The sequence below is a fragment of the Kribbella sancticallisti genome (assembly GCF_039530625.1).
In the GTDB taxonomy this organism is placed as follows: Bacteria; Actinomycetota; Actinomycetes; order Propionibacteriales; family Kribbellaceae; genus Kribbella; species Kribbella sancticallisti.
In genome coordinates, this window is the sequence record NZ_BAAAOS010000009.1 from 1 (window position 1) to 18,483 (window position 18,483).

Annotated in this window: 16 protein-coding genes; 4 read left to right on the top strand and 12 right to left on the bottom strand. The window is 68.2% G+C overall.

From position 1 onward, the window contains the following. Positions 1 to 133 precede the first annotated feature (133 nt). Positions 134 to 1,348, bottom strand: coding sequence for an MFS transporter (locus tag ABD255_RS06300; protein ID WP_344210766.1), 1,215 nt, complete (start codon positions 1,346 to 1,348; stop codon positions 134 to 136). 146 nt (positions 1,349 to 1,494) lie between these two features. Here ABD255_RS06300 and ABD255_RS06305 point away from each other — a divergent pair, with 146 nt between their 5' ends. Both ABD255_RS06305 and ABD255_RS06310 read left to right on the top strand, forming a co-directional pair. Then, on the top strand, positions 1,495 to 1,920 hold the full coding sequence (locus ABD255_RS06305; RefSeq protein WP_344210768.1) for a CBS domain-containing protein: 426 nt from the start codon (positions 1,495 to 1,497) through the stop codon (positions 1,918 to 1,920). 44 nt (positions 1,921 to 1,964) lie between these two features. Further along, entirely contained in the window at positions 1,965 to 2,792 is an 828-nt protein-coding gene (locus tag ABD255_RS06310) for a DUF4190 domain-containing protein (protein ID WP_344210770.1), read from the top strand. 68 nt (positions 2,793 to 2,860) lie between these two features. Here the strand turns inward: ABD255_RS06310 and ABD255_RS06315 are convergent, their stop codons facing one another. The 4 genes from ABD255_RS06315 to ABD255_RS06330 all read right to left on the bottom strand — a co-directional run bounded on the left by ABD255_RS06315 (position 2,861) and on the right by ABD255_RS06330 (position 8,026). Further along, a complete protein-coding gene (locus ABD255_RS06315) occupies positions 2,861 to 4,558 on the bottom strand; it encodes a S8 family serine peptidase (RefSeq protein WP_344210771.1) in 1,698 nt (565 codons plus the stop codon). A 134-nt stretch (positions 4,559 to 4,692) separates the two neighbouring features. Continuing rightward, complete coding sequence (locus tag ABD255_RS06320; RefSeq protein ID WP_344210773.1) at positions 4,693 to 5,187, bottom strand: DUF4190 domain-containing protein; 495 nt, start codon at positions 5,185 to 5,187, stop codon at positions 4,693 to 4,695. 62 nt (positions 5,188 to 5,249) lie between these two features. Continuing rightward, the gene (locus ABD255_RS06325; RefSeq protein ID WP_344210775.1) at positions 5,250 to 6,602 is read right to left on the bottom strand and encodes a M16 family metallopeptidase; all 1,353 of its coding nucleotides are present in this window, start codon (positions 6,600 to 6,602) and stop codon (positions 5,250 to 5,252) included. Next, the gene (locus ABD255_RS06330) at positions 6,599 to 8,026 is read right to left on the bottom strand and encodes a M16 family metallopeptidase (protein WP_344210777.1); all 1,428 of its coding nucleotides are present in this window, start codon (positions 8,024 to 8,026) and stop codon (positions 6,599 to 6,601) included. Before ABD255_RS06330 ends, ABD255_RS06325 begins: the two co-directional genes overlap by 4 nt. A gap of 565 nt (positions 8,027 to 8,591) precedes the next feature. On the opposite strand from ABD255_RS06330, the gene ABD255_RS06335 reads away from it, so the two are divergent. Next, the gene (locus ABD255_RS06335) at positions 8,592 to 10,079 is read left to right on the top strand and encodes a PxKF domain-containing protein (RefSeq protein ID WP_344210779.1); all 1,488 of its coding nucleotides are present in this window, start codon (positions 8,592 to 8,594) and stop codon (positions 10,077 to 10,079) included. 45 nt (positions 10,080 to 10,124) lie between these two features. Here the strand turns inward: ABD255_RS06335 and ABD255_RS06340 are convergent, their stop codons facing one another. The 6 genes from ABD255_RS06340 to ABD255_RS06365 form a co-directional block, all read right to left on the bottom strand. After that, entirely contained in the window at positions 10,125 to 10,775 is a 651-nt protein-coding gene (locus ABD255_RS06340; RefSeq protein ID WP_344210781.1) for a response regulator, read from the bottom strand. Continuing rightward, complete coding sequence (locus ABD255_RS06345) at positions 10,772 to 12,199, bottom strand: sensor histidine kinase (protein WP_344210783.1); 1,428 nt, start codon at positions 12,197 to 12,199, stop codon at positions 10,772 to 10,774. Before ABD255_RS06345 ends, ABD255_RS06340 begins: the two co-directional genes overlap by 4 nt. A gap of 96 nt (positions 12,200 to 12,295) precedes the next feature. Continuing rightward, on the bottom strand, positions 12,296 to 13,123 hold the full coding sequence (locus tag ABD255_RS06350; RefSeq protein ID WP_344210785.1) for a carbohydrate ABC transporter permease: 828 nt from the start codon (positions 13,121 to 13,123) through the stop codon (positions 12,296 to 12,298). 118 nt (positions 13,124 to 13,241) lie between these two features. Further along, complete coding sequence (locus ABD255_RS06355) at positions 13,242 to 14,177, bottom strand: carbohydrate ABC transporter permease (RefSeq protein WP_344210787.1); 936 nt, start codon at positions 14,175 to 14,177, stop codon at positions 13,242 to 13,244. 44 nt (positions 14,178 to 14,221) lie between these two features. Next, positions 14,222 to 15,616: an extracellular solute-binding protein gene (locus ABD255_RS06360; RefSeq protein ID WP_344210789.1), complete on the bottom strand. Its 1,395-nt coding sequence runs from the start codon at positions 15,614 to 15,616 to the stop codon at positions 14,222 to 14,224. A gap of 180 nt (positions 15,617 to 15,796) precedes the next feature. Then, a complete protein-coding gene (locus tag ABD255_RS06365) occupies positions 15,797 to 16,822 on the bottom strand; it encodes a hypothetical protein (protein ID WP_344210791.1) in 1,026 nt (341 codons plus the stop codon). Between the two features lie 106 nt (positions 16,823 to 16,928). Between ABD255_RS06365 and ABD255_RS06370 the strand changes: the two genes are divergently transcribed. Further along, positions 16,929 to 17,543, top strand: coding sequence for a TetR/AcrR family transcriptional regulator (locus ABD255_RS06370; RefSeq protein WP_344210793.1), 615 nt, complete (start codon positions 16,929 to 16,931; stop codon positions 17,541 to 17,543). 18 nt (positions 17,544 to 17,561) lie between these two features. On the opposite strand, the gene ABD255_RS06375 is transcribed toward ABD255_RS06370, so the two are convergent. Then, a partial coding sequence (locus ABD255_RS06375) for a cytochrome c oxidase subunit I (RefSeq protein ID WP_344210795.1) occupies positions 17,562 to 18,483 on the bottom strand: 922 nt, incomplete at its 5' end.

Here is an 18,483-nt window from a genome sequence, read left to right on the forward strand (position 1 = left end):
AGTGCCCCCACCGGAGTTGCCCAGGATGCCGGCCCAACCCGGCCCAACCCGGCCCAACCCTGGCACTTCACCACCAGCGACGCCCGCGCCCGCCTTCGCCACCCCTACCCCGAATGTTAGAAGCGACGGTCTACTAGTTGCTGGTGTGGCGTTGGAGGCGCCAGACCGACGGGACCGCGAGAGTCACCAGCACGATCAGGATGTGGAGTGCGGCGCCGTACAACTCGACGGCCTTGGCGCTGACGACGGCGGCGATGTAGCCGACCGAGAGTTGGCCGATCGGGTTGGCGATGAACGAGCCGAGCATGTCGTACGACGACACCCGGGAGAGCTTGTCGATCGGGATGTGCTGGCCGAGTGCGGTCTCCCAGCCGATGCCGAACATCTCGAAGCCGATGCCGAGCAGGAACGCCACCGCGACCACCGCCCAGGTGTACGGCGCCAGGGCCAGGGACAGGTACACCGGCGCCGAGGCGAGCATCCCGATCATCCCGATCCGGATCGGGTAGCGGGGCTTCACCCGGATCATCAAGATGCCACCGGAAATCATTCCGGTGCCGAAGGCGGCGCTGACGAATCCCCAGCCGACCCGGCCGAAGGTGTCGTCGGCGATCACCGGGCCGAGCGTCAGGTAGCAGGCGGTGAAGATCATGTTGGAGACCATGAAGGACACCACGACCACCCACACCCACTGGCGCGAGATGAACTCGGTCCAGCCGACGCGCAGGTCCTGCAGCATCGAGTTCCGCGACCGCTCGGTCGGCGGCAGCGTCAGTCTCGACAGCAGGACCGCCGCCGCGAGGAACGTCACCGCGTCGACGACGAGTCCCCAGCCGGGGCCGGTGAAACCGACGATCACGCCCGCGACCGCCCCGCCGCCGATCAGCGCGACCGACCGCGCGAACCCGGACACCGCGTTCGCCTGCGGCAGTTCGTCGCGGTCCACGATCGACGGCAGGATGCCGATCATGGCCGGCATCACGAACGCGGCGGCGATGCCGTTCACCGCCTCGATCGCGGCGAGTTGCCAGATCTGTGCGTGCCCGGACAGCACCAGGCCGGCCGCGAGAGCCTGGGTGAGTCCGCAGACGCTGTTCGCGACGATCAGCACCAGGTTGCGCGGCAGCCGGTCGGAGATGACGCCGCCGATCAGCAGGAACACGACGTTCGGGATGCTCCGGGCCGCCAGCACGATGCCGACGGCGCTCGCCTTGTCGGACACGTCGAGGACGGCGAAGACCAGCGCGATCGGAGCGATCGAGGAGCCCAGCAGGGAGACGAACCGGGCGGAGATGAAGATGCGGACGTCGCGGTGACGCAGTACTGCGAGGTCCTCGCGCCAGCTCACGCGGTGACCGGGCGTGACGAATCGGAGCCGCGGCTCCAGCGGGCGGAAGTGGCGACGGTCACCTTCCGCATTCTGCCAGACCTGCCGTTCACGGCCGGTTTTCGCTACCTTTGGGTATTGGGCTCCGTCGATCACCAGGAGGCTTCGTGAAGATCAGCGACGTATTGCGCGGTAAAGGCAACCAGGTCGTCACCATCTCCCCAGAGGCCACCGTCACCGAGCTACTGGCGCTGCTGGCCGAGCACAACGTCGGCGCGCTCGTGGTGAGCCCCGACGGCACCGCCGTCGCCGGCATCGTCTCCGAGCGCGACGTGGTCCGGCTGATGCACGGTACGCCGGACGCGGGCGACGTGCGGGTCAACGCCATCATGACGCCGGAAGTCCACACCTGCGGACCCGACGACCACATCGACAACCTGATGCGGCTGATGACGGACCAGCGGATCCGGCACGTCCCGGTCGTCGTGGACGGCGCGCTGGCCGGCATCGTCAGCATCGGCGACGTGGTCAAGACCCGGATCGGCGAGCTGGAGTTCGAGCGCGAGCAACTGTCCAACTACATCTCGGGCTGACGCCCAAACAGTCGTTTGCTCCTTGACGGGTCTACATTCCGTCCATGGAGCCGACACCACCGCCGACCGGACCGGTCGGATCACCCGGGCCGGGCAACGCAGGCCCGGGTCCGTCGCCTGCGCAGGGATCTCAGGCCTACCCGTACCCCGGACAGCCCCCGTACCCACCAGCCCAAGGCGGTCCGCCGCCCGGTGGTCAGCCGCCGGGTGGCTATCCGCCGGGTGGTCAGCCGCCGGGTGGTCAGCCGCCCGGTGGTTATCCGCCGGGTCAGGGCTTCCAGCCGTACCCCGGCGGGAACCAGCCACCGCGCCGCAAGACGAGCATGCTCGCCATTCTCGCGTTCATCTTCGGGCTGATCGCGTTCGTCCCCGTCGCGGTGGTGCTCGGCATCATCGCCCTGGTCAAGATCCCCAAGAACGGCGAGAAGGGCCAGGCTCTGGCGGTCGCCGGGATCGTGCTGTCGGGTCTGTGGCTCGCGGGCATCGTCGGCGCGGCCGCCCTCAGCGAAGGCGGTGAGCCCGACCGGGACGCGACCGGTCAGGTGACCACGACCCAGAACGTCCAGTCGAACAAGTTGCGGGTCGGCGACTGCGTCACCGAGATCAAGGAGGGCGAGTTCATCGACAACATGAAGATCCAGCCGTGCAACCAGCCCAACGGCGGCAAGGTCTTCGCGGTGTTCGACCTCCCGGCCGGCAAGTGGCCGGGGCTCGACTCGGTCAAGGCCTCGGCCGAGAAGGGCTGCACCGATCGCTACAAGGCGTCCAAGCAGCAGGCCGAGACACCGTCGGACATCTGGTTCCTGCACCCCACCGAGAACAGTTGGGCGCTGGGCGACCACAACACCACCTGCTTGATCGCACCGAAGTAGACCGCGGACAGACTTGGAACAGACTTCGGGCCCGGCGCGCGTCGCGCCGGGCCCGAAGCTTGCCCTACTCAGTACCGGGTGACGGCGGCGTAGGCATCGACGATGCCGTTGCCGTAGAACCCGTTGAACTCCCGACCGCCCTCACAGAGCGCGTCGAACTCCGGCTCGCGGCCCTCGTTCGCGTAGCTGACCAGCCGCGGCGTCGGGCAGGCCCGCGCCTGGGCGCTGTCCAGCAGGACCTTCCGCACCTTGTTCGGCGACATCCCGAACGAGTTCTTGCTGCCCTTGCCGTACTCGCTGACGATCAACGCCGCGACACCGGCCGCGTGCGGCGACGCCATCGACGTACCCTGCAGCCAGTTGTAGTAGCCACACTGCGTGTACTCCGTGGCCCCGGCAGGACAGTCCTTCTGTACTCCGGCCGCCACGCCGGCCGGGGTGATGTTCCCGGCCGCGTCGACCAGACCGCCGACCTGCAACGTGTTCACCGGGTAGGTGGACAGGATCAGGTTCTCGTTCGTCCGGAACTGCGGCGTACCGAAGTAGTCGCGGAACCAGCCACCCGGTGCCGACACCTCGGTCTGCTCGAGCCCGTAGTTGGAGTAGTCCGCCTTCTTGCCCGACGGGCCGAGCGCGGACACGCCGATCACGTGCGGGCCCTCGACCGGCAGGTCCAGGCAGGTCGCGTTGTCGATCGGCCGGTCGTACGGCGGTACGTCGCCGAAGTCCGGGCTGGACGTGTCGGTCCGCGGCTTGCCCAGGTCCTCGTGGTTGTTGCCGAGCGAACCGACCAGCGTGACGCCCCTGTCGTGCGCGTAGTTCAGGGCACGGCGCATGGCCTTGATCGTGGCGCGCTGCTCGGCCTGGGCCTCAGGGCTGTCGACCGGGTTGTTGATGCAGTTGTAGAGCCACGGGTCGACGTAGAAGGACATGTTCACCACGTCCAGGCCGACGTCACCGGCGTACGCGAGAGCCTCCAGCACCGGGCCGAGGAAGACGTAGCCGCTGTCCTGGCCGCCGCGGATCTCCACCAGCGTCACGTTCGGGGCGACGCCGGAGACGCCGATCCCGTTGGCCGCGGCGCCGATGGTACCGGCGACGTGGGTGCCGTGACCGCTGTCGTCCCAGCCGACCGGGTCGACGCAACCGCGGAACTCACACGGCCCGTCCACCTCGGGCAGGTCCGGGGCGAAGTTGCGGGACAGCTTCCAGTCGAAGTTCGGCGCGATGTCGGGGTTGCGCGCGTCGACGCCGGAGTCGAGGATGCCGACCTTGACCGCCTTCTTGCCCGGCTGGACCTCACGGGCCAGGTCGGAGCGGACCATCCGCAGGCCCCACAGCTTCGGGTCCAGCGGGTCGAGCTTGCTGTTGGCAACAGCCTTGGACGTGCCGGCCTTGCCCTTGGCCGCGCCGAGGTTCTCCTGCTCGACCACCTTCGGCTGGACCTGCGGCAGCTTGCCGATCGGGCGGCTGCGGGCCGCACCCTCGACGGCCGACGACGCCGACACCCGGGTGACGAAGCCGGAAGCGGCCGCCTTCACGGTCATCGTGCCCAGGTTGGTGTTCTCCTTGACCACAGTGCCGCCGGCGGCCTTGACCGCGGCCAGCGCCCGGTCGTGCGCGCCGGGCGCGACCAGCACCAGGTACTCCGTGTTGCCCCCGGCCACCGTCGTTCCAGCGCCGGCTGTGGCCGGAACTGCCAGTGCTCCGGCCAGCAGCGCTATTGCGCCAGTGGCCGCGTACAACGATCTGCGGACGTCTCTCACGAGCCGATCCCCTCCCAGAAGTGAGTCTGACCCGGTGACAGTAAGTCAGCCGGGCCCGGTCCACCAGCCTTCAGGGACATTGCCGACGTTGTCAGGATTCGCAATCAAACAGCTGAACGCGGTAACGGCGGGCGTCAGTAGGACCTGTTCAGCGCGACCACGAAGACGACCATCGCGATCGCGAACAGGATGCCGAGGCCGAGCAGGATGGTGCCGATGATGCCGGTGATCTGGCCCGCCTGGGCCATGCCGCGATTCCGGTAGACGCCGGGGGCGGCATCGATCTCGGTCAGCGCCTTGTTGCCCTGCCACCAGGCGAACGGCGAGACGATCAGGAGCCCGGCGGCGAGTCCGACGACGCCGAGCACGAGTGCCAGGGTCGCGGTGGAGTTGTCCCGGGCGATCCCGTACGCCGGCTGCTGGTACGCATACCCCGGCTGCAACGGATACCGCGTCGGCTCCGGCCCTCCGCCGTACTGCGAGTACCCCGGCTGCTGCGAATAGCCCGGCTCCTGCGAGTAGCCCGGCTGCTGCGAGTACCCCGGGTCCTGTGGCCGCCCGCCGTACTGCGGGTAACCCGGCTCTCCCGGCCGGCCTGTGGCGTCCTGGGGTCGCTCGTCGAACGACATCTGTTTCTGCTCCTCTGCTCAGGGGCGAAGGCATTCACCCCTGAACAGAGGATGTCAGTTCGTCAGCTCAGCTCGGTGATGTCCGCGATGCCCAGGTCGGCGAGTTGGCCGCGGACCTCCTTGGCCTCACCGACGACGACCACCAGCAGCCCGTTCGCTCCGACGTACCGGCGGTAGGCCTCGGTGGCGATCTCCGCGGTGGTGGCGGCGATCTGGGCGAGGTAGGTGTCGGCGAAGTCGAGCGGCACGCCCGCGGCGATGTTGCTGCCGACCTGCTGCGCGATGGAGTCGGCCTGCTCGTACCGCAGCGGCGCAGTACGGATCAGGCTGTCCTGCGCCTCCTGCACCTCGCGCTCGGTGAGACCGTCGCGGGCCTCGCGAAGGATTCGCAGCGCGTCACCGATCGCCGCACCGGTGACCTCGGTCCGGACCGCGCCGCCGAGGCTGAAGGTGCCGCCCTTACGGGGCGCGGTGAAGCTGGTGCGGGTGCCGTAGGTGTAGCCCTTCTCCTCCCGCAGCACGGTGTCGACGCGGGACGTGATGGTGCCGCCGACGACGTGGTTCGCGACCGCGGCCGATCCCCAGATGTCCTCGCGGCGGTCCGGACCAGGGCAGCCGATCAGCAGCTGGCTCTGTACCGAACCCGGACGATCCACCAGGACCAGCCGGTCGCCGGTGACGTACAGCGGCTCCGGCGTCTCCATCACCGGACCTGTCGACGCGTTCCAGTCACCGAACGCGTCGTCGATCACCGCGGCCACGTCGACGCCGGTGGCGTCACCCGCGAACAGGATCTGCGCCCGGCTCGGGCCGATGTTCTCCCGGTAGAACTCCGCGACCTCGACGTTGGTGAGCCGCCGGATCGTGTCCTTCGTCCCCGCGGTCGGGCGGGAGCGGCGGGACGACTTGTCGAACAGGTGCGCGGAGAACGCCTCGCGGGCCCGGTAGCCCGCGTTCGCGCGCTCCTGGTTGATCTCGCCCAGCCGGATCGTCACGTGCCGCCCGACGTCGGACTGGTTGAAGGCCGGCCGGGTGACCGCCTCGGCGAGCAGCTTCACCGCCGGAGCCAGCTGCGACGTCGGCACCGAGATCTCGACGTGCAACGCGTCCGAACTGACATCCACCCCGTACGCCGCGCCGTGGCGCTCCAGGGCGGCGGCGAACTCGTTGGCGGACTTCAGCTCGGTCCCCTCGTCGAGGGTGCGGGACATGATCGTCGCGACCCCCTCGAGCTCGCGGGGCTCCACGGCGAGCGGCATCGCCACGGTGACCCGCACGGTGGCGACGTACTGCCCCGGCCGGTCGAACACGTGGACCGGAGTACCGGAGCGGGTCGCGGTACTGGTCGCCTCCGGGAACCTCCACGGCCGCGGCGGCGCGACAGCGGGTGGTGTGGTCAAGGCCTGGCTACTCATTCCTGCTCCCCTGCATCGTCGCTCGCCTGTCCCGCGTCCCGCGCCGCCGCCTCAGCCGACCTCGCGCCGGCCGTCGCCGCGCCGACCGTCGCCGCGTCAGCGGTCGCCACGTCAGCGGTCGCCGCGTCAGCGGTCGCCGCGTCAGCCGGCGGCTCCTCGGCCGGGCGGCGGTAGGTCACCTGCGCGCGCTTCTCGGCGCGGATCCACTCCGCCGCGATCTCCTGCACCTGCTCCGCGGTGACCGCGCGGATCTCGTCGATCCGGGTGTTGATCCGGTTCGCATCGCCGAACAGCAACGCGTGGTGCGAGATCTCGTCGGCGCGTCCCGCGCAGGTCGCCAACTGCTCCAGCCAGTCCCGCTCAGCCTGTGCCTGCACCGTCGCCAACTCGTCGGCCGTGATGCCTTCCGCGGCGAGCTTCTCGACCTCCTCGATCAGCGCGTCCTCGACCTTCTGCAGGTCGACACCATCCGAGGCGATACCCGTCAAAGTGCCGAAGGAGACACCGCCGATCAACGGCAGCGCACCACCCGACACCGACTGCGCGATCTGCTCGTCCCGCACCAGCCGCCGGTTGAGCCGGCCGCTCTGACCACCCGCCAGTACGTCGAGCGCCAGCGCCGCGGCATCCAATTCCGGCGTACCGTCCACCGGCAGCCGGAACATCATCGTGATCAGGTCCGACGGGACGTCCTCGACCACGTCGTCGCGGAAGACCCCGCCGAGCGGGCCGATCGTGCCGTCCGGCGCCTTGGGCGGCTGCGGGATGGCCGGCAGGTGCCCGAAGTACCGCTTGGCCGCGTCGAACGCGTCCTCCTCGGCGACGTCGCCGACGATGGTGAGGACGGCGTTGTTCGGGCCGTAGTACTTGCGGAAGAAGGCGTGCACGTCCTCCACCGCGGCCGCGTCCAGGTCGGCCATCGACCCGATCGTCATGTGCGCGTACGGGTGGTCGGCGGGGAACGCGAGCCGCACCAGCCGCTCGTACGAATCGCCGTACGGCCGGTTGTCGTAGCTCTGCCGCTTCTCCTCTTTGACCACGTCGCGCTGGTTGTCCAGGTTGTCCTGGTTGACCGCGTCGAGCAGGTACCCCATCCGGTCCGCCTCGAGCCAGAGCGCCAGATCGAGGCCACCACTGGGCAACGACTCGAAGTAGTTCGTCCGGTCGAAGAACGTGCTCGCGTTGAGGCTGGCCCCCGCGCTCTCCAGCAGGCTGAAGTGCTGCCCGGACTGCACATTGCGCGACCCCTGGAACATCAGGTGCTCGAAGAGGTGCGCGAACCCGGTCAACCCCGGTGGTTCGTGACGCGACCCCACGTCGTACCAGAGATTGACGGCAACGATGGGAACAGCCCGATCAGAGCTGACGACCACACGCAACCCGTTGTCCAGCGTCTGCTCAGCAAGGGGGTAAGTCAGCGGCATATCGCCACCCTACGTGCTGCCCAAGCCCGACCCGTCAACCGTTCGCCACCAGCGCACACCCCCTGTCCACCCCCACCAGGAACTCGATTGCCGTCACCCTCCGCACTCCGGTACCGGTAATCGGCGACCCGACCCACTTCCAGGCCCACTACCGCCAGATCCTCGCAGCCGGGCCCGCTCCACTCACCGATGCCGAGCGCGACCACCATCCCTACCAACTCACGGACCAACTCGACGACCTCCACCACGCCACCGACCCCGGCGAACGTCTGGTGCTCACAGCAACCATCTGGACCACCGCACCCCTCCACGCCCTAGCCTTGCACCACCCCACTGGACCGGCACCGGCAAATGGCTCCTCGCGAACTCCGCGACCTCCGCGACCTCCGCGACCTCCGCGAGCCCGGACCGCCGACATCGCCCACGAAGTCCTCACGACCAGGAGTGTTTAGGTATTTGAACGCTCAATAGGACTTTGGTCCCTGTCCCTGACGGCCCATCGCTACATAGCGTTACGGCGATCGGTGCACACGGAGGGGTGTGCGCCGTCTACGGGAGGCGGGACATGAGATTCCAGGGAAGAGCCACACGGCGAGCTGTGCTGGGGACCGCGATCGCCGCGGCCGCCGCGCTCACGCTCGCCGGCGTCGCGCACGCGGACAACATCGTCGACACCATCAGCGCCGAGAACCAACTCGCGCTCGTCGCGGGCGACGCGTCCTCCTCGGGGACCGCCCAGGTCAGGGTGGTGTCGAGTCAGGGCAACGACGGCGACGCGGGCTGCAACATCGACGCCGGCGAGGCGCTGACCATCACCTTCGTCAATCCGGCCGGGGTGACGACCACGCCGTCCTCGCTGACCTTCACCGCGTGCGACGTGGCCCAGTCGGTCACCGTCAGCGCGGCTGCCAACGCGCAGGTCGGCGACAGCGACGTGTCCGCGACCATCACCGGCAACTCGACCGGCGCGGGTGCGTACAACAACAACGTGCACATCCTGCTGACGATCAGCGCTCCGGTGGTCACGGTCGTCGACTCCGATCACGACGGGATCGCTGACTCGGCGGACAACTGCCCGGCGGCAGCCAACGCCGACCAGGCCAACGCCGACGGTGATGCTCTCGGGGACGCCTGTGACAGCAACTCGCACCCACCGGTGGCCGTCGGTACGCCGGCCAACGGGAACGGGGACGAAGGGTCCGCACTGGGCACCGGCGGCGTCTTCACCGATGCCGATGGCAACAGCACTCTCACGATCGGCAAGGTCAGCGGGGCCGGCACCGTCACGGACAACGGGGACGGCACCTGGTCCTGGTCGCACAGCAGCGCCGATGACGCTTCAGGGGACGTCATCGTCCAGGCTGACGACGGCGAGCACGCGGTGGCGACCGCCACGTTCCACTGGTCCGCGTCCAACGTGGCTCCGACGGTCGGTCCGGTCGTGGTGACGCGGACCGGTGCCTGCGCGGTCTCGATCAGCGCTCCGTTCACCGACCCGGGAACTGCGGACACCCACACCGCGACGATCAACTGGGGCGACAGCAGCACCCCCGGCGCGGCGGCCACGTCGCCGGTGACGGGCACCCATCAGTACGGCGCCAACGGCACCTACACCATCGAGGTCGCCGTGACCGACGACGACGGCGGGAGCGGCGCCGACGACGCGACGTTCGCCACCAAGAACACGGCCGGCGCGATCATGCAGCCGATCAACGCGACCGGGACCAGGAGCGTGTTCAAGCTCGGCAGCACCATCCCGGTCAAGATCACCGTGACCGGCTGCGACGGCGCCGCGGTCTCGACCCTGAGCCCGGTCGTCAACCTCACCAAGGTGGACACCACGCCCGACGGCACGGTGAACGAGACGCCGGCCGACGCCGCCGCGACCAACGGCCTGGCGATGCGCTGGTCGGATACGCAGTACATCTACAACCTGTCGACCAAGCTGAGCCAGCAGACCGGCGCGGCGCTGACGGCGGGGACCTACAAGGTCACCGTGTCCGACAGCAGCTTCCTCGCACCGGTGACAGCACAGTTCGACCTGAGGAAGTGACCGCGACGCGGTGACATGATCGTGAGGGCGGCCACGGGGACGCCCTCACGATCGGTCGTCGCGCAGCAGGTCGATCGCCGCCTGGCGGTCCTTCACCCGCAGTTTGTGCAGTACCGACGAGACGTGGACCCGGACCGTGGTCGGGGACAGGAAGAGCCGCTTCGCCACTTCGTCGGTGGTCGAGCCGTCCGCGAGAAGCTCCATCACTTCCCACTCTCTCGACGTCAGGCGGCTCGCGGCCTTCGACCGGCGGCCGAACCTCGGCCGGGCCGGAGCCCGGAACTCCTCCAGGATCCTGGCGACGAGCGCCCGGGGAATCGCGGCCTCACCCGACATCACTCCGCGCAGGGCAGCCGGCAGCCGGGCCGGGTCGGTGTCCTTCAGCAGGTAGCCGGTGGCGCCGGCCCGGAGCGAGTCGAACAGGTCCCTGTCGTCCCGGGACACCGTCAGCATGACGATCGCCGTGGCCGGCAGCAGCTTGCGGATGTCGGCCGCCGCCTTGATGCCGCTGCCCGGCATGTGGATGTCCAGCAGGACCACGTCGGGATCGTGCTGCTGAGCCAGGCGCACGGCTTCCGGTCCGCTGGCCGCCTCAGCGCAGACCTCGAACCCACCTGCCTCCAGCGCGTCCCGGACCATCGCCCGCAGCTGCGGATGGTCGTCCGCCAGCACGACCCGGTTCGGTTCTCCGCTCACCATCTGACCGTCACCGTCGTCCCCTCCCCCGGTGCCGAGGTCAGTTCGAGCGTACCCGGCAGGGTTTCTGCTCGCTCGCGCATGCTGATCAGTCCGAATCCGGCCTGCCGCTGCGTACGGAGTACCGGGTCGAAGCCCGCGCCGTTGTCGTGCACGGTCAGGACGCTGCCCAACTGGTCCCGGCCGAGGCGCACCGTGATCCGGTCCGCGTGGCCGTGCCGGACGCCGTTGAGCACCGCCTCGCGCGCGATCCGGACCAGAGCGTGGCGCTGGTCGCGATCCACCGCGACCGAGTCGTCCAGATCCAGCTCGAGACTCGCCCCGTACCGTTCGGCCGCCTGCTCCACCGCACGATGGAGGACCAGGCCGAGGGGTTCGTCCCCGGGCCGGCCGAGGGTGTCCACCAGCTGCCTGGCCTCGTCCAGAGCGCGGTCGCTGGCGGCAAGGATCTTGTCCACCCGCGGGGCGTCGGTGGTGGCGAACTCCCTGACCTCGGCCCGGATGTAGCCGAGCTCCTGAAGTACTCCATCGTGCATCTCCCGGGCCAGTCGACGCCTGTCCTCGGCCACTGCCACCTGAGCCTGGGACTGCCAGTACCTGCTGATCTCCCGGGCCGCACCGACCAGCAAGAGCAGGTAGCAACCGGTGCGCAAGATGTCGCCGCTGTACAACCAGTCGGCCTCGTCGGACGGGAACAGCAGGTAGTTCAGCCGGGCCAAGGCTCCGAGCGCGCAGGCGGGGCCCAGCCAGCGCAGGAGGGCGTCGTCCTGCTTTCGGGCCTGGAGCGCGAACGCCACGGCTGCCACGGCGAAGCAGCTCATCGTTGCCAGCTGCGCCACCAGCAGCGCCGGGTGCCCGGCAGTCGCCGACGGCAGCGCACCGTCCGGCAGGTCCGGGTCGGCTGCCAACGGGAGGTTGTCCCGCAGTAGGTGAAAGACCACCGCGAGCAGTGCTACGACCGCAGCGACCGGAACAAGACCCCAGCGCTGCCAGCCAGGTCTGCGAACGATTCGCCGGGGCACCAAGGCGGCCGCACCGATCAGCAGCGTCCCGACGACCCGCAGCGCCGGTGGCAACCAAAGGTCGAGAACGCCGGGATCAGTTGCCGCGACCAACGACCGAGCGAGCAACACGTTGGCTGTTGCGAGCAGCACGAGCCCTTGGAGCAGCAGCAGATCCTGCCAGTGCTTGCTCCGCCGGAATCGCCCGTACACAAGGTAGGCGAGCAGCAAAGCCACGCAGGCGTTCACCGTCTCGAGCAGGAGATGCCAGGCGGGACTCTGGTATCCGAGGATCGGGTCCGGTCCCACCAGCACGATCGCCGTACCGATCACCCCCACGGCAGCCACCAGCACCGTCACGGCAGCCGGCCCCAACCGGCCGGGTCTGTCGGCGGCCCGGTGGCCGGCGGTGAGGTCGCTCATAGTCACTGACCGTACGCCCAAAGCCCCGACCCCGTCGAAACCGCGAAGCGCCGCGCTGGCCTCGGGCCAGCGCGGCGTCGGGGGGCGTGCGGAGTACTAGCCCTTGATGGCTCCGCCTAGGGCGAAGGCGCCGCCTAGCTTCCTGCTGAGGAGTAGGTAGAGGACCAGCACCGGGAACGTGTAGATGAGTGAGTACGCCGCCAGTTGGCCGTAGTTCGGTTCGCCGTACTGGCCGAAGAAGGTGAAGATGCTGACCGAGGCGGGGAGGCGTTCGGGGGAGAGCAGCAGCATGAAGGGGACGAAGAAGTTGCCCCACATGCCGATGAAGGTGAAGATCAGGACGACCGCGATGCCGGGCCACATCAGCGGGAGGACGATGCGGTACAGCGCCTGCATGCTGCCGGCGCCGTCGACCCAGGCCGCCTCCTCGAGCGAGATCGGTACGCCGTCCATGAACGTCTTGGTCAGCCAGATCGCGAACGGGAGCGACGCGGTCGCCATGAACATGATCGTGCCGCCGAGGGTGTCGACCAGGTTGAGCTGGACGAACAGGCCGTAGACCGGCACCATCACCGCGGTGATCGGCAGGCCCGTGCAGAACAGCACGGTGAGCAGGAACGGGCGGTTGAACTTGGTCTTGAAGCGCGACAGCGGGTACGCCGCCAGCACCGCGCAGATCATCGTGAGCAGCGCGGAGCCACCGCACAGGATGATCCCGTTGAGCACCGGCCGGTACGTCGTGTCGGTGTTCAGCACGGCGCGGAAGTTCTCGAACGACGGGTTGGTCGGCAGTTCCACCCGCAGGCCGGCGGTCCGGTTGATCGAGGCGAACAACACCCACAGCAACGGCAGGACGAACAGCACCCCGATCGCGGCCAGGACAAGGTTCGCGGTCAGCTTGCTGACGCGATCACGAGCGATCATGGGGCCTCCCGGCCTGGACTGAGGAGTGGAGGGAGCGAAGCGACCGGAGCGACGAGGGAAGGCCGGGAGCCAAGGCCCCATGACCCCGCCGGCGCCGGAGGCCCGGCCAATAGCACTCTCATGCGGCCTTTGAGTTCAGTCCACGGAGGTAGATCAGCGAGAAGACCGCGCCGATCAGCAGCATCACCAGGGCGATGGCGGTGCCGTAGCCGATCTGCGAGAAGCTGAACGCCTGTTCGTACATGTACAGCGGCAGGGTCTGGCTCTTGGTGCCGGGACCGCCCCGCGTCATCGCGTAGATCAGGCCGAACACACTCAGCGTCTGCAGCGTGATCAGCATCAGGTTGGTCATGATGGCGCGCGAGATCATCGGCAGCGTCACGAAGATGAGCCGCCGCAGCCCGGCCGCGCCGTCCATCTCGGCCGACTCCTCGATCTCCTTCGGCACTTCGCTCAGCGCCGCCGAGTACACCAGCATCGAGAACGCCGTACCGCGCCAGATGTTCGCGATCGAGACGGCGATGATCGGTGCCGCGTACAACCAGTCCTGGCCGGGCAGGCCGACCTTGTGCAGCATCACGTTCAGCGTGCCCTCGTCGTTGAAGAAGGCGCTGAGCAGGTACGCCGCGACCACCTCGGGCAGCACCCAGGCGCCGATCACGGCGGTGCCGACGAAGTTGCGGACGATCTTGGTCGAGCGCCGCATCAGCAGCGCCAGGCCGAGCCCGAGGGTGTTCTGGCCGATGATCGCGGAGATCAGCGTGAACACCAGGGTCAGCCAGATCGAGTTGGTGAACGCGCTGCTGCCGAAGGCCTTGCGGAAGTTGTCCAGGCCGACGAACTGCACGTTCGCCGCTCCGGTACCGGTCAGCGCCATGTTCGTGAACGCGGCGTAGATGCAGTACAGGATCGGGCCGGCCAGGAAGACCAGCATCAGTCCGATGGCCGGGGCCAGCGGCATCATCTTGATGAGCTTGGCGCCGCGGGGTGGGGCCCCGCTCCGCCCGGCCTCGGGGCCGGACGTCACGGGGACGGCGGGAGCGGTGGCAGTCACAGGGGCAGTCCTTTACGAAGGCTCATGAGCGGCCCTTTCGGAAGCTACTGACCGGCGGTCGTCTTGTCCTTGCCGACGATTCCTTCGACCGCTTCGTCATAGTTCTTCGCCGCCTCTTCAGGCGAGGACTGCTTCGTCATCACGGCTTCCATCGCGGTGATGATCTCGTTGGAGACCTTCGGGTACTCCGGCAGCGCGGGCCGGTAGACGGTGACCGAGACCAGGTCGGTGAAGAACTGGGTGCTCTTCGCCGAGTTCTTGTAGCCGGCGTCGGAGGCGACGTCCTTGCGGACCGCGATCTGCGCGCCGTCGGTGGCGTACTTCGTCGCGTTCTTCTGCGTCTGCAGGGTCTTGATGAAGTTCCAGGCGGCGTCGGGAGACTTCGACTTGGCCGGGATCGCCCAGGTCCAGCCGCCGGAGAGGCTGACCTTGCCCTTGCCGTCGCCGTCCTTGGTCGGCATCGCGGTCTGGCCGAGCACCTCGGTCCACTGCGGCCACGGCTTGGCGCCGGTCTTCTGCCAGTTGTTGTAGAGCCAGGAGCCGTCGAGCGCGATCGCGAGTTTGCCGTTCGGCAGCAGGTCACTGCCGACCTTGTTGCCCCAGTTCGGGTCGAGCGACTGCTTCGGCTGCGGGGCCAGGCCCTCGTCGAAGATGGTCTTGATGAAGCCGAGGGAGTCCTTGAAGCCCTGGCTGCCGACCACCCACTTGGACTGGTCGAAGTTGTAGAGCGGGTCCTTGGTGCCGTAGAGCAGCATCTCGAAGCCCTGCATGGCCGAGGCCTCACCCATCGGCTTGCCCGAGTAGACGTTCAGCGGGATGACGCCGGGGACCTTCTGCTTGATGGTGCGGGCGGTGTCCAGCACCTCGTTCCAGTTCTTCGGCTGCCAGTCGGCGGGCAGCCCGGCCTTGGCGAACAACTGCTTGTTGTACCAGAGCGCACGCGTGTCGGTGCCGTCCGGAATGCCGTACGCCTTGCCGTCCTGGCCCTTCGCGGCGCCCTTGGCGGAGTCCTCGAACTGGGACCAGTCCGACCAGTCCTTGATGTAGTCGTCGAGGGGCTTCAGATAACCCGCGGTGATGTCGGAGTTGATCAGGAAGGTGTCCTCGTAGACGATGTCCGGCGCGGTGTTCGGCGACCGCATCATCAACTGGAGTTTGGTGTAGTAGTCGTTCTCACTGGCCACGATCGGCAGGATCTCGACCTTCGAGCCGGGATTGGCGGCCTCGTACTCGGTCTTGGCGCCGGTGAGGAAGTTCTTCATCACCGTGCCGGGCCCCCATTGCTGGTAGGCGATCTTGATGTTGGCCGGACCGGCGCTCTGACTGCCGCCCGCTTCCGGGGTCTTGGTCGTCGATCCCTGACTGCAGGCCGAGACCCCCAGCAAGAGCGCGCCGACGGCGAGTGCACCCGCCCGCTTGAAACCGTTTCTCATGGCCATCACGTCCACCTTCGGGCAATCGTTGTCATCCCGGTACGACAGCCCGCGTCAGCGGGCTTTCCCGTGACGTTAGGAGGCTCAGTCCGGTGAAGTCAATGGTTGACAGACAACGTTGTCCACGCAGTGGGGCCGCTAGGCGGTGACACGGCCGTAACGATCCGGTCACCGCCCCTTAGTCGGTCAGACGGTAACGGGCGACGCCTCCTGACGGGCATGTATGGCGCGTTGGCCGCTACCGCGCTGACCGCGACCGCGCAGCGCACCGAAGGCGCAGAGCGTCAGTCCGAGCGCGAGCCAGATGCCGAGCACCAGGAACGGGCGGCCCGCTCCGGCGCCGTCGAAGAAACTGACGGAGCGCAGCGCGGTACCGACTGCTCCTGGGGGCAACAACTGACCGAGGTCTCCCCAGCCGCTGGGCAGCATCTCCGGCGCGCTGGTCAGTCCGGAGAACGGGTTGCCGAGCAGCATCATCGTCGCGGCGCCCAGCCCCAGACCGGCAGCGCCCAGCAACCACTCGAGTCCGAGCAGAGTCAGCGAGATGGCGCCGATGGACAGGGCGATCACGCCGGCGTTGGCGAAGTAGTTGCCCTCCAGAGAGCCGAGCCAGAACTGCAGGACCGCCGCGAGCGCGAGAGCGCCGGTGATGGCGAAGCTCACAGCGCCGACCACTCGCCGGCTCCCTGCCTTCACGAGTTGAGTGAGCAGAGCCGCGGCGAGGATGCCGCCCAGTACCAGCGGCAACGCGCCGGCGGCCAGACCGGCACCGCGCGGATCATCCGTGGGCAACGGCACGACGTCGGTGACCTTCGGCTGAGCATCAGGTCCCGCGAGCCGCGACGACATCTGCGTGAGGATCTGCGCGACCGCCGGACCACCCGCCGAGGCCGTCAGCACCTCCGGCGCCTGCGGATCGAGCACGATCGCGCCGTAGACCTCCCGATCCTCCACAGCCCGTACTGCGGCCGCCCGGTCCGCCACCGCGGTGATCTCGAAGCCGCCGGGCATCGCCTGCTCCAGGCTCCCCTGGACCTGGGCCACCGCTTGCGGCGGTCCCGCGACGGCGAGCGGCAGATCCCGCGGTTCGGAGCGTGCGGCAGGCCAGGCGAACGCGATCAGCAGCACGGTGAGCACCGCGGTCAGCAGGGTGACGACAACCACTACCGGCGGACGGCGGCGTTCCTCGACGGTGGCTTGCTCGGTGGACATCTGGGCCAACTCCTCTGGATAAAACCGAATGACCGTTCTTTATGATTCGAGCGTGCCGCCGTTCCGGCGAGTTGTCAAGAACGGACATTCGTTTTATGTTCTGGGTATGCCCAAGATCACCGACGAGCACCGCACCGCCCGCCGTCTGCAGATCGTCATGGCGGCCCGCCGGTGCGTGATCGAGCAGGGCTTCCACAAGACGACGATGGCCGACGTGATCCGCGAGTCCGGCCTGTCCGCGGGTGCGGTCTACGGCTACTTCAAGAGCAAGGACGAGATCGTCGCCGCGATCGCCGACAACGCGCTGAGTTCGATCGACGAACTCTTCCAGGGCATTCTGGCCACCGAGGCGCCGCTGAGTCCGGCCGACGCGCTGCGGGCGACGCTGGAACACGTGCTCCGGATCGCCAGTCAGCCCGGTGGCGACGTCACCCGGGTCGCGATCCAGGCCTGGGCCGAGGCGCTGCACAACGAGACGATCATGGCGACCGCGACCTCGAAGTACCGGATGCTGCGCAACCACTTCGTCGAGGTGGCCCGGCGCGCCCAGGCCGACGGTACGGTCGACCCGGACGCCGATCCGGAACAGATCGGCCAGGTCCTGTTCGGGATGATCCCGGGCTTCGTCCTGCAACGCCTCTTGCTCGGCGACGTCACCGTGGACAGCTACACCGCCGGCCTGGAAGCGCTCCTGTCAGCCCGCACCCCCAGGCCGGTTTAGGCCGCGCGGGAAGGGCTTTCAGGCGTCGCTGTCTGGGTCCTGCCGGTTGAGGTGCTCGAGCCTGCCTTCGTCCTCGCCGGCATCCAGCAGGTTGTCGGCCGGGGCTCCACTGTCGGGATACTCCATCTGGGCGATCTTCGGGTGGTGCAGGTCGAAGGCCGGGCTTTCGGAGCGGATCCGCGGCAGGCTGACGAAGTTGTGCCGCGGCGGCGGCGAACTCGTCGCCCACTCCAGCGAGCGGCCCCAACCCCACGGGTCTTCCACGCGGACCAGCGGGGACCGGCGCGACTTGTAGACGTTGTAGAGGAACGGCAGCGTGGAGGCGCCGAGGATCATCGCCCCGACCGATGACACCTGATGCAGGAAGGTGAACCCCTCGTTCGCGCCGTACGTCGCGTAGCGGCGCGGCATGCCCTCGACGCCCAGCCAGTGCTGCACCAGGAACGTGGTGTGGAACCCGATGAACAGCAGCCAGAAGTGCAGCTTGCCGAGCTTCTCGTCCAGCATCCGCCCGGTCATCTTGGGCCACCAGAAATAGAAGCCCGCGAACATCGCGAACACCACCGTGCCGAACACCACGTAGTGGAAGTGCGCCACCACGAAGTACGTGTCCGAGACCTGGTAGTCCAGCGAGGGCGAGGCGAGGATCACGCCCGTGAGGCCACCGAACAAGAAGGTGGTGAGGAAGCCGACCGACCACAGCATCGGGGTGTCGAAGGAGAGCGAGCCGCCCCACATCGTGCCGATCCAGTTGAAGAACTTCACTCCGGTGGGAACGGCGATGATGAAGGTCATCAGCGAGAAGAACGGCAGACTCACCGCACCGGTCACGAACATGTGGTGCGCCCACACCACGACGGAGAGCAGCCCGATGCTGAGGGTCGCCGCGACCAGGCCGATGTAGCCGAAGATCGGCTTGCGGCTGAAGACCGGCAGGATC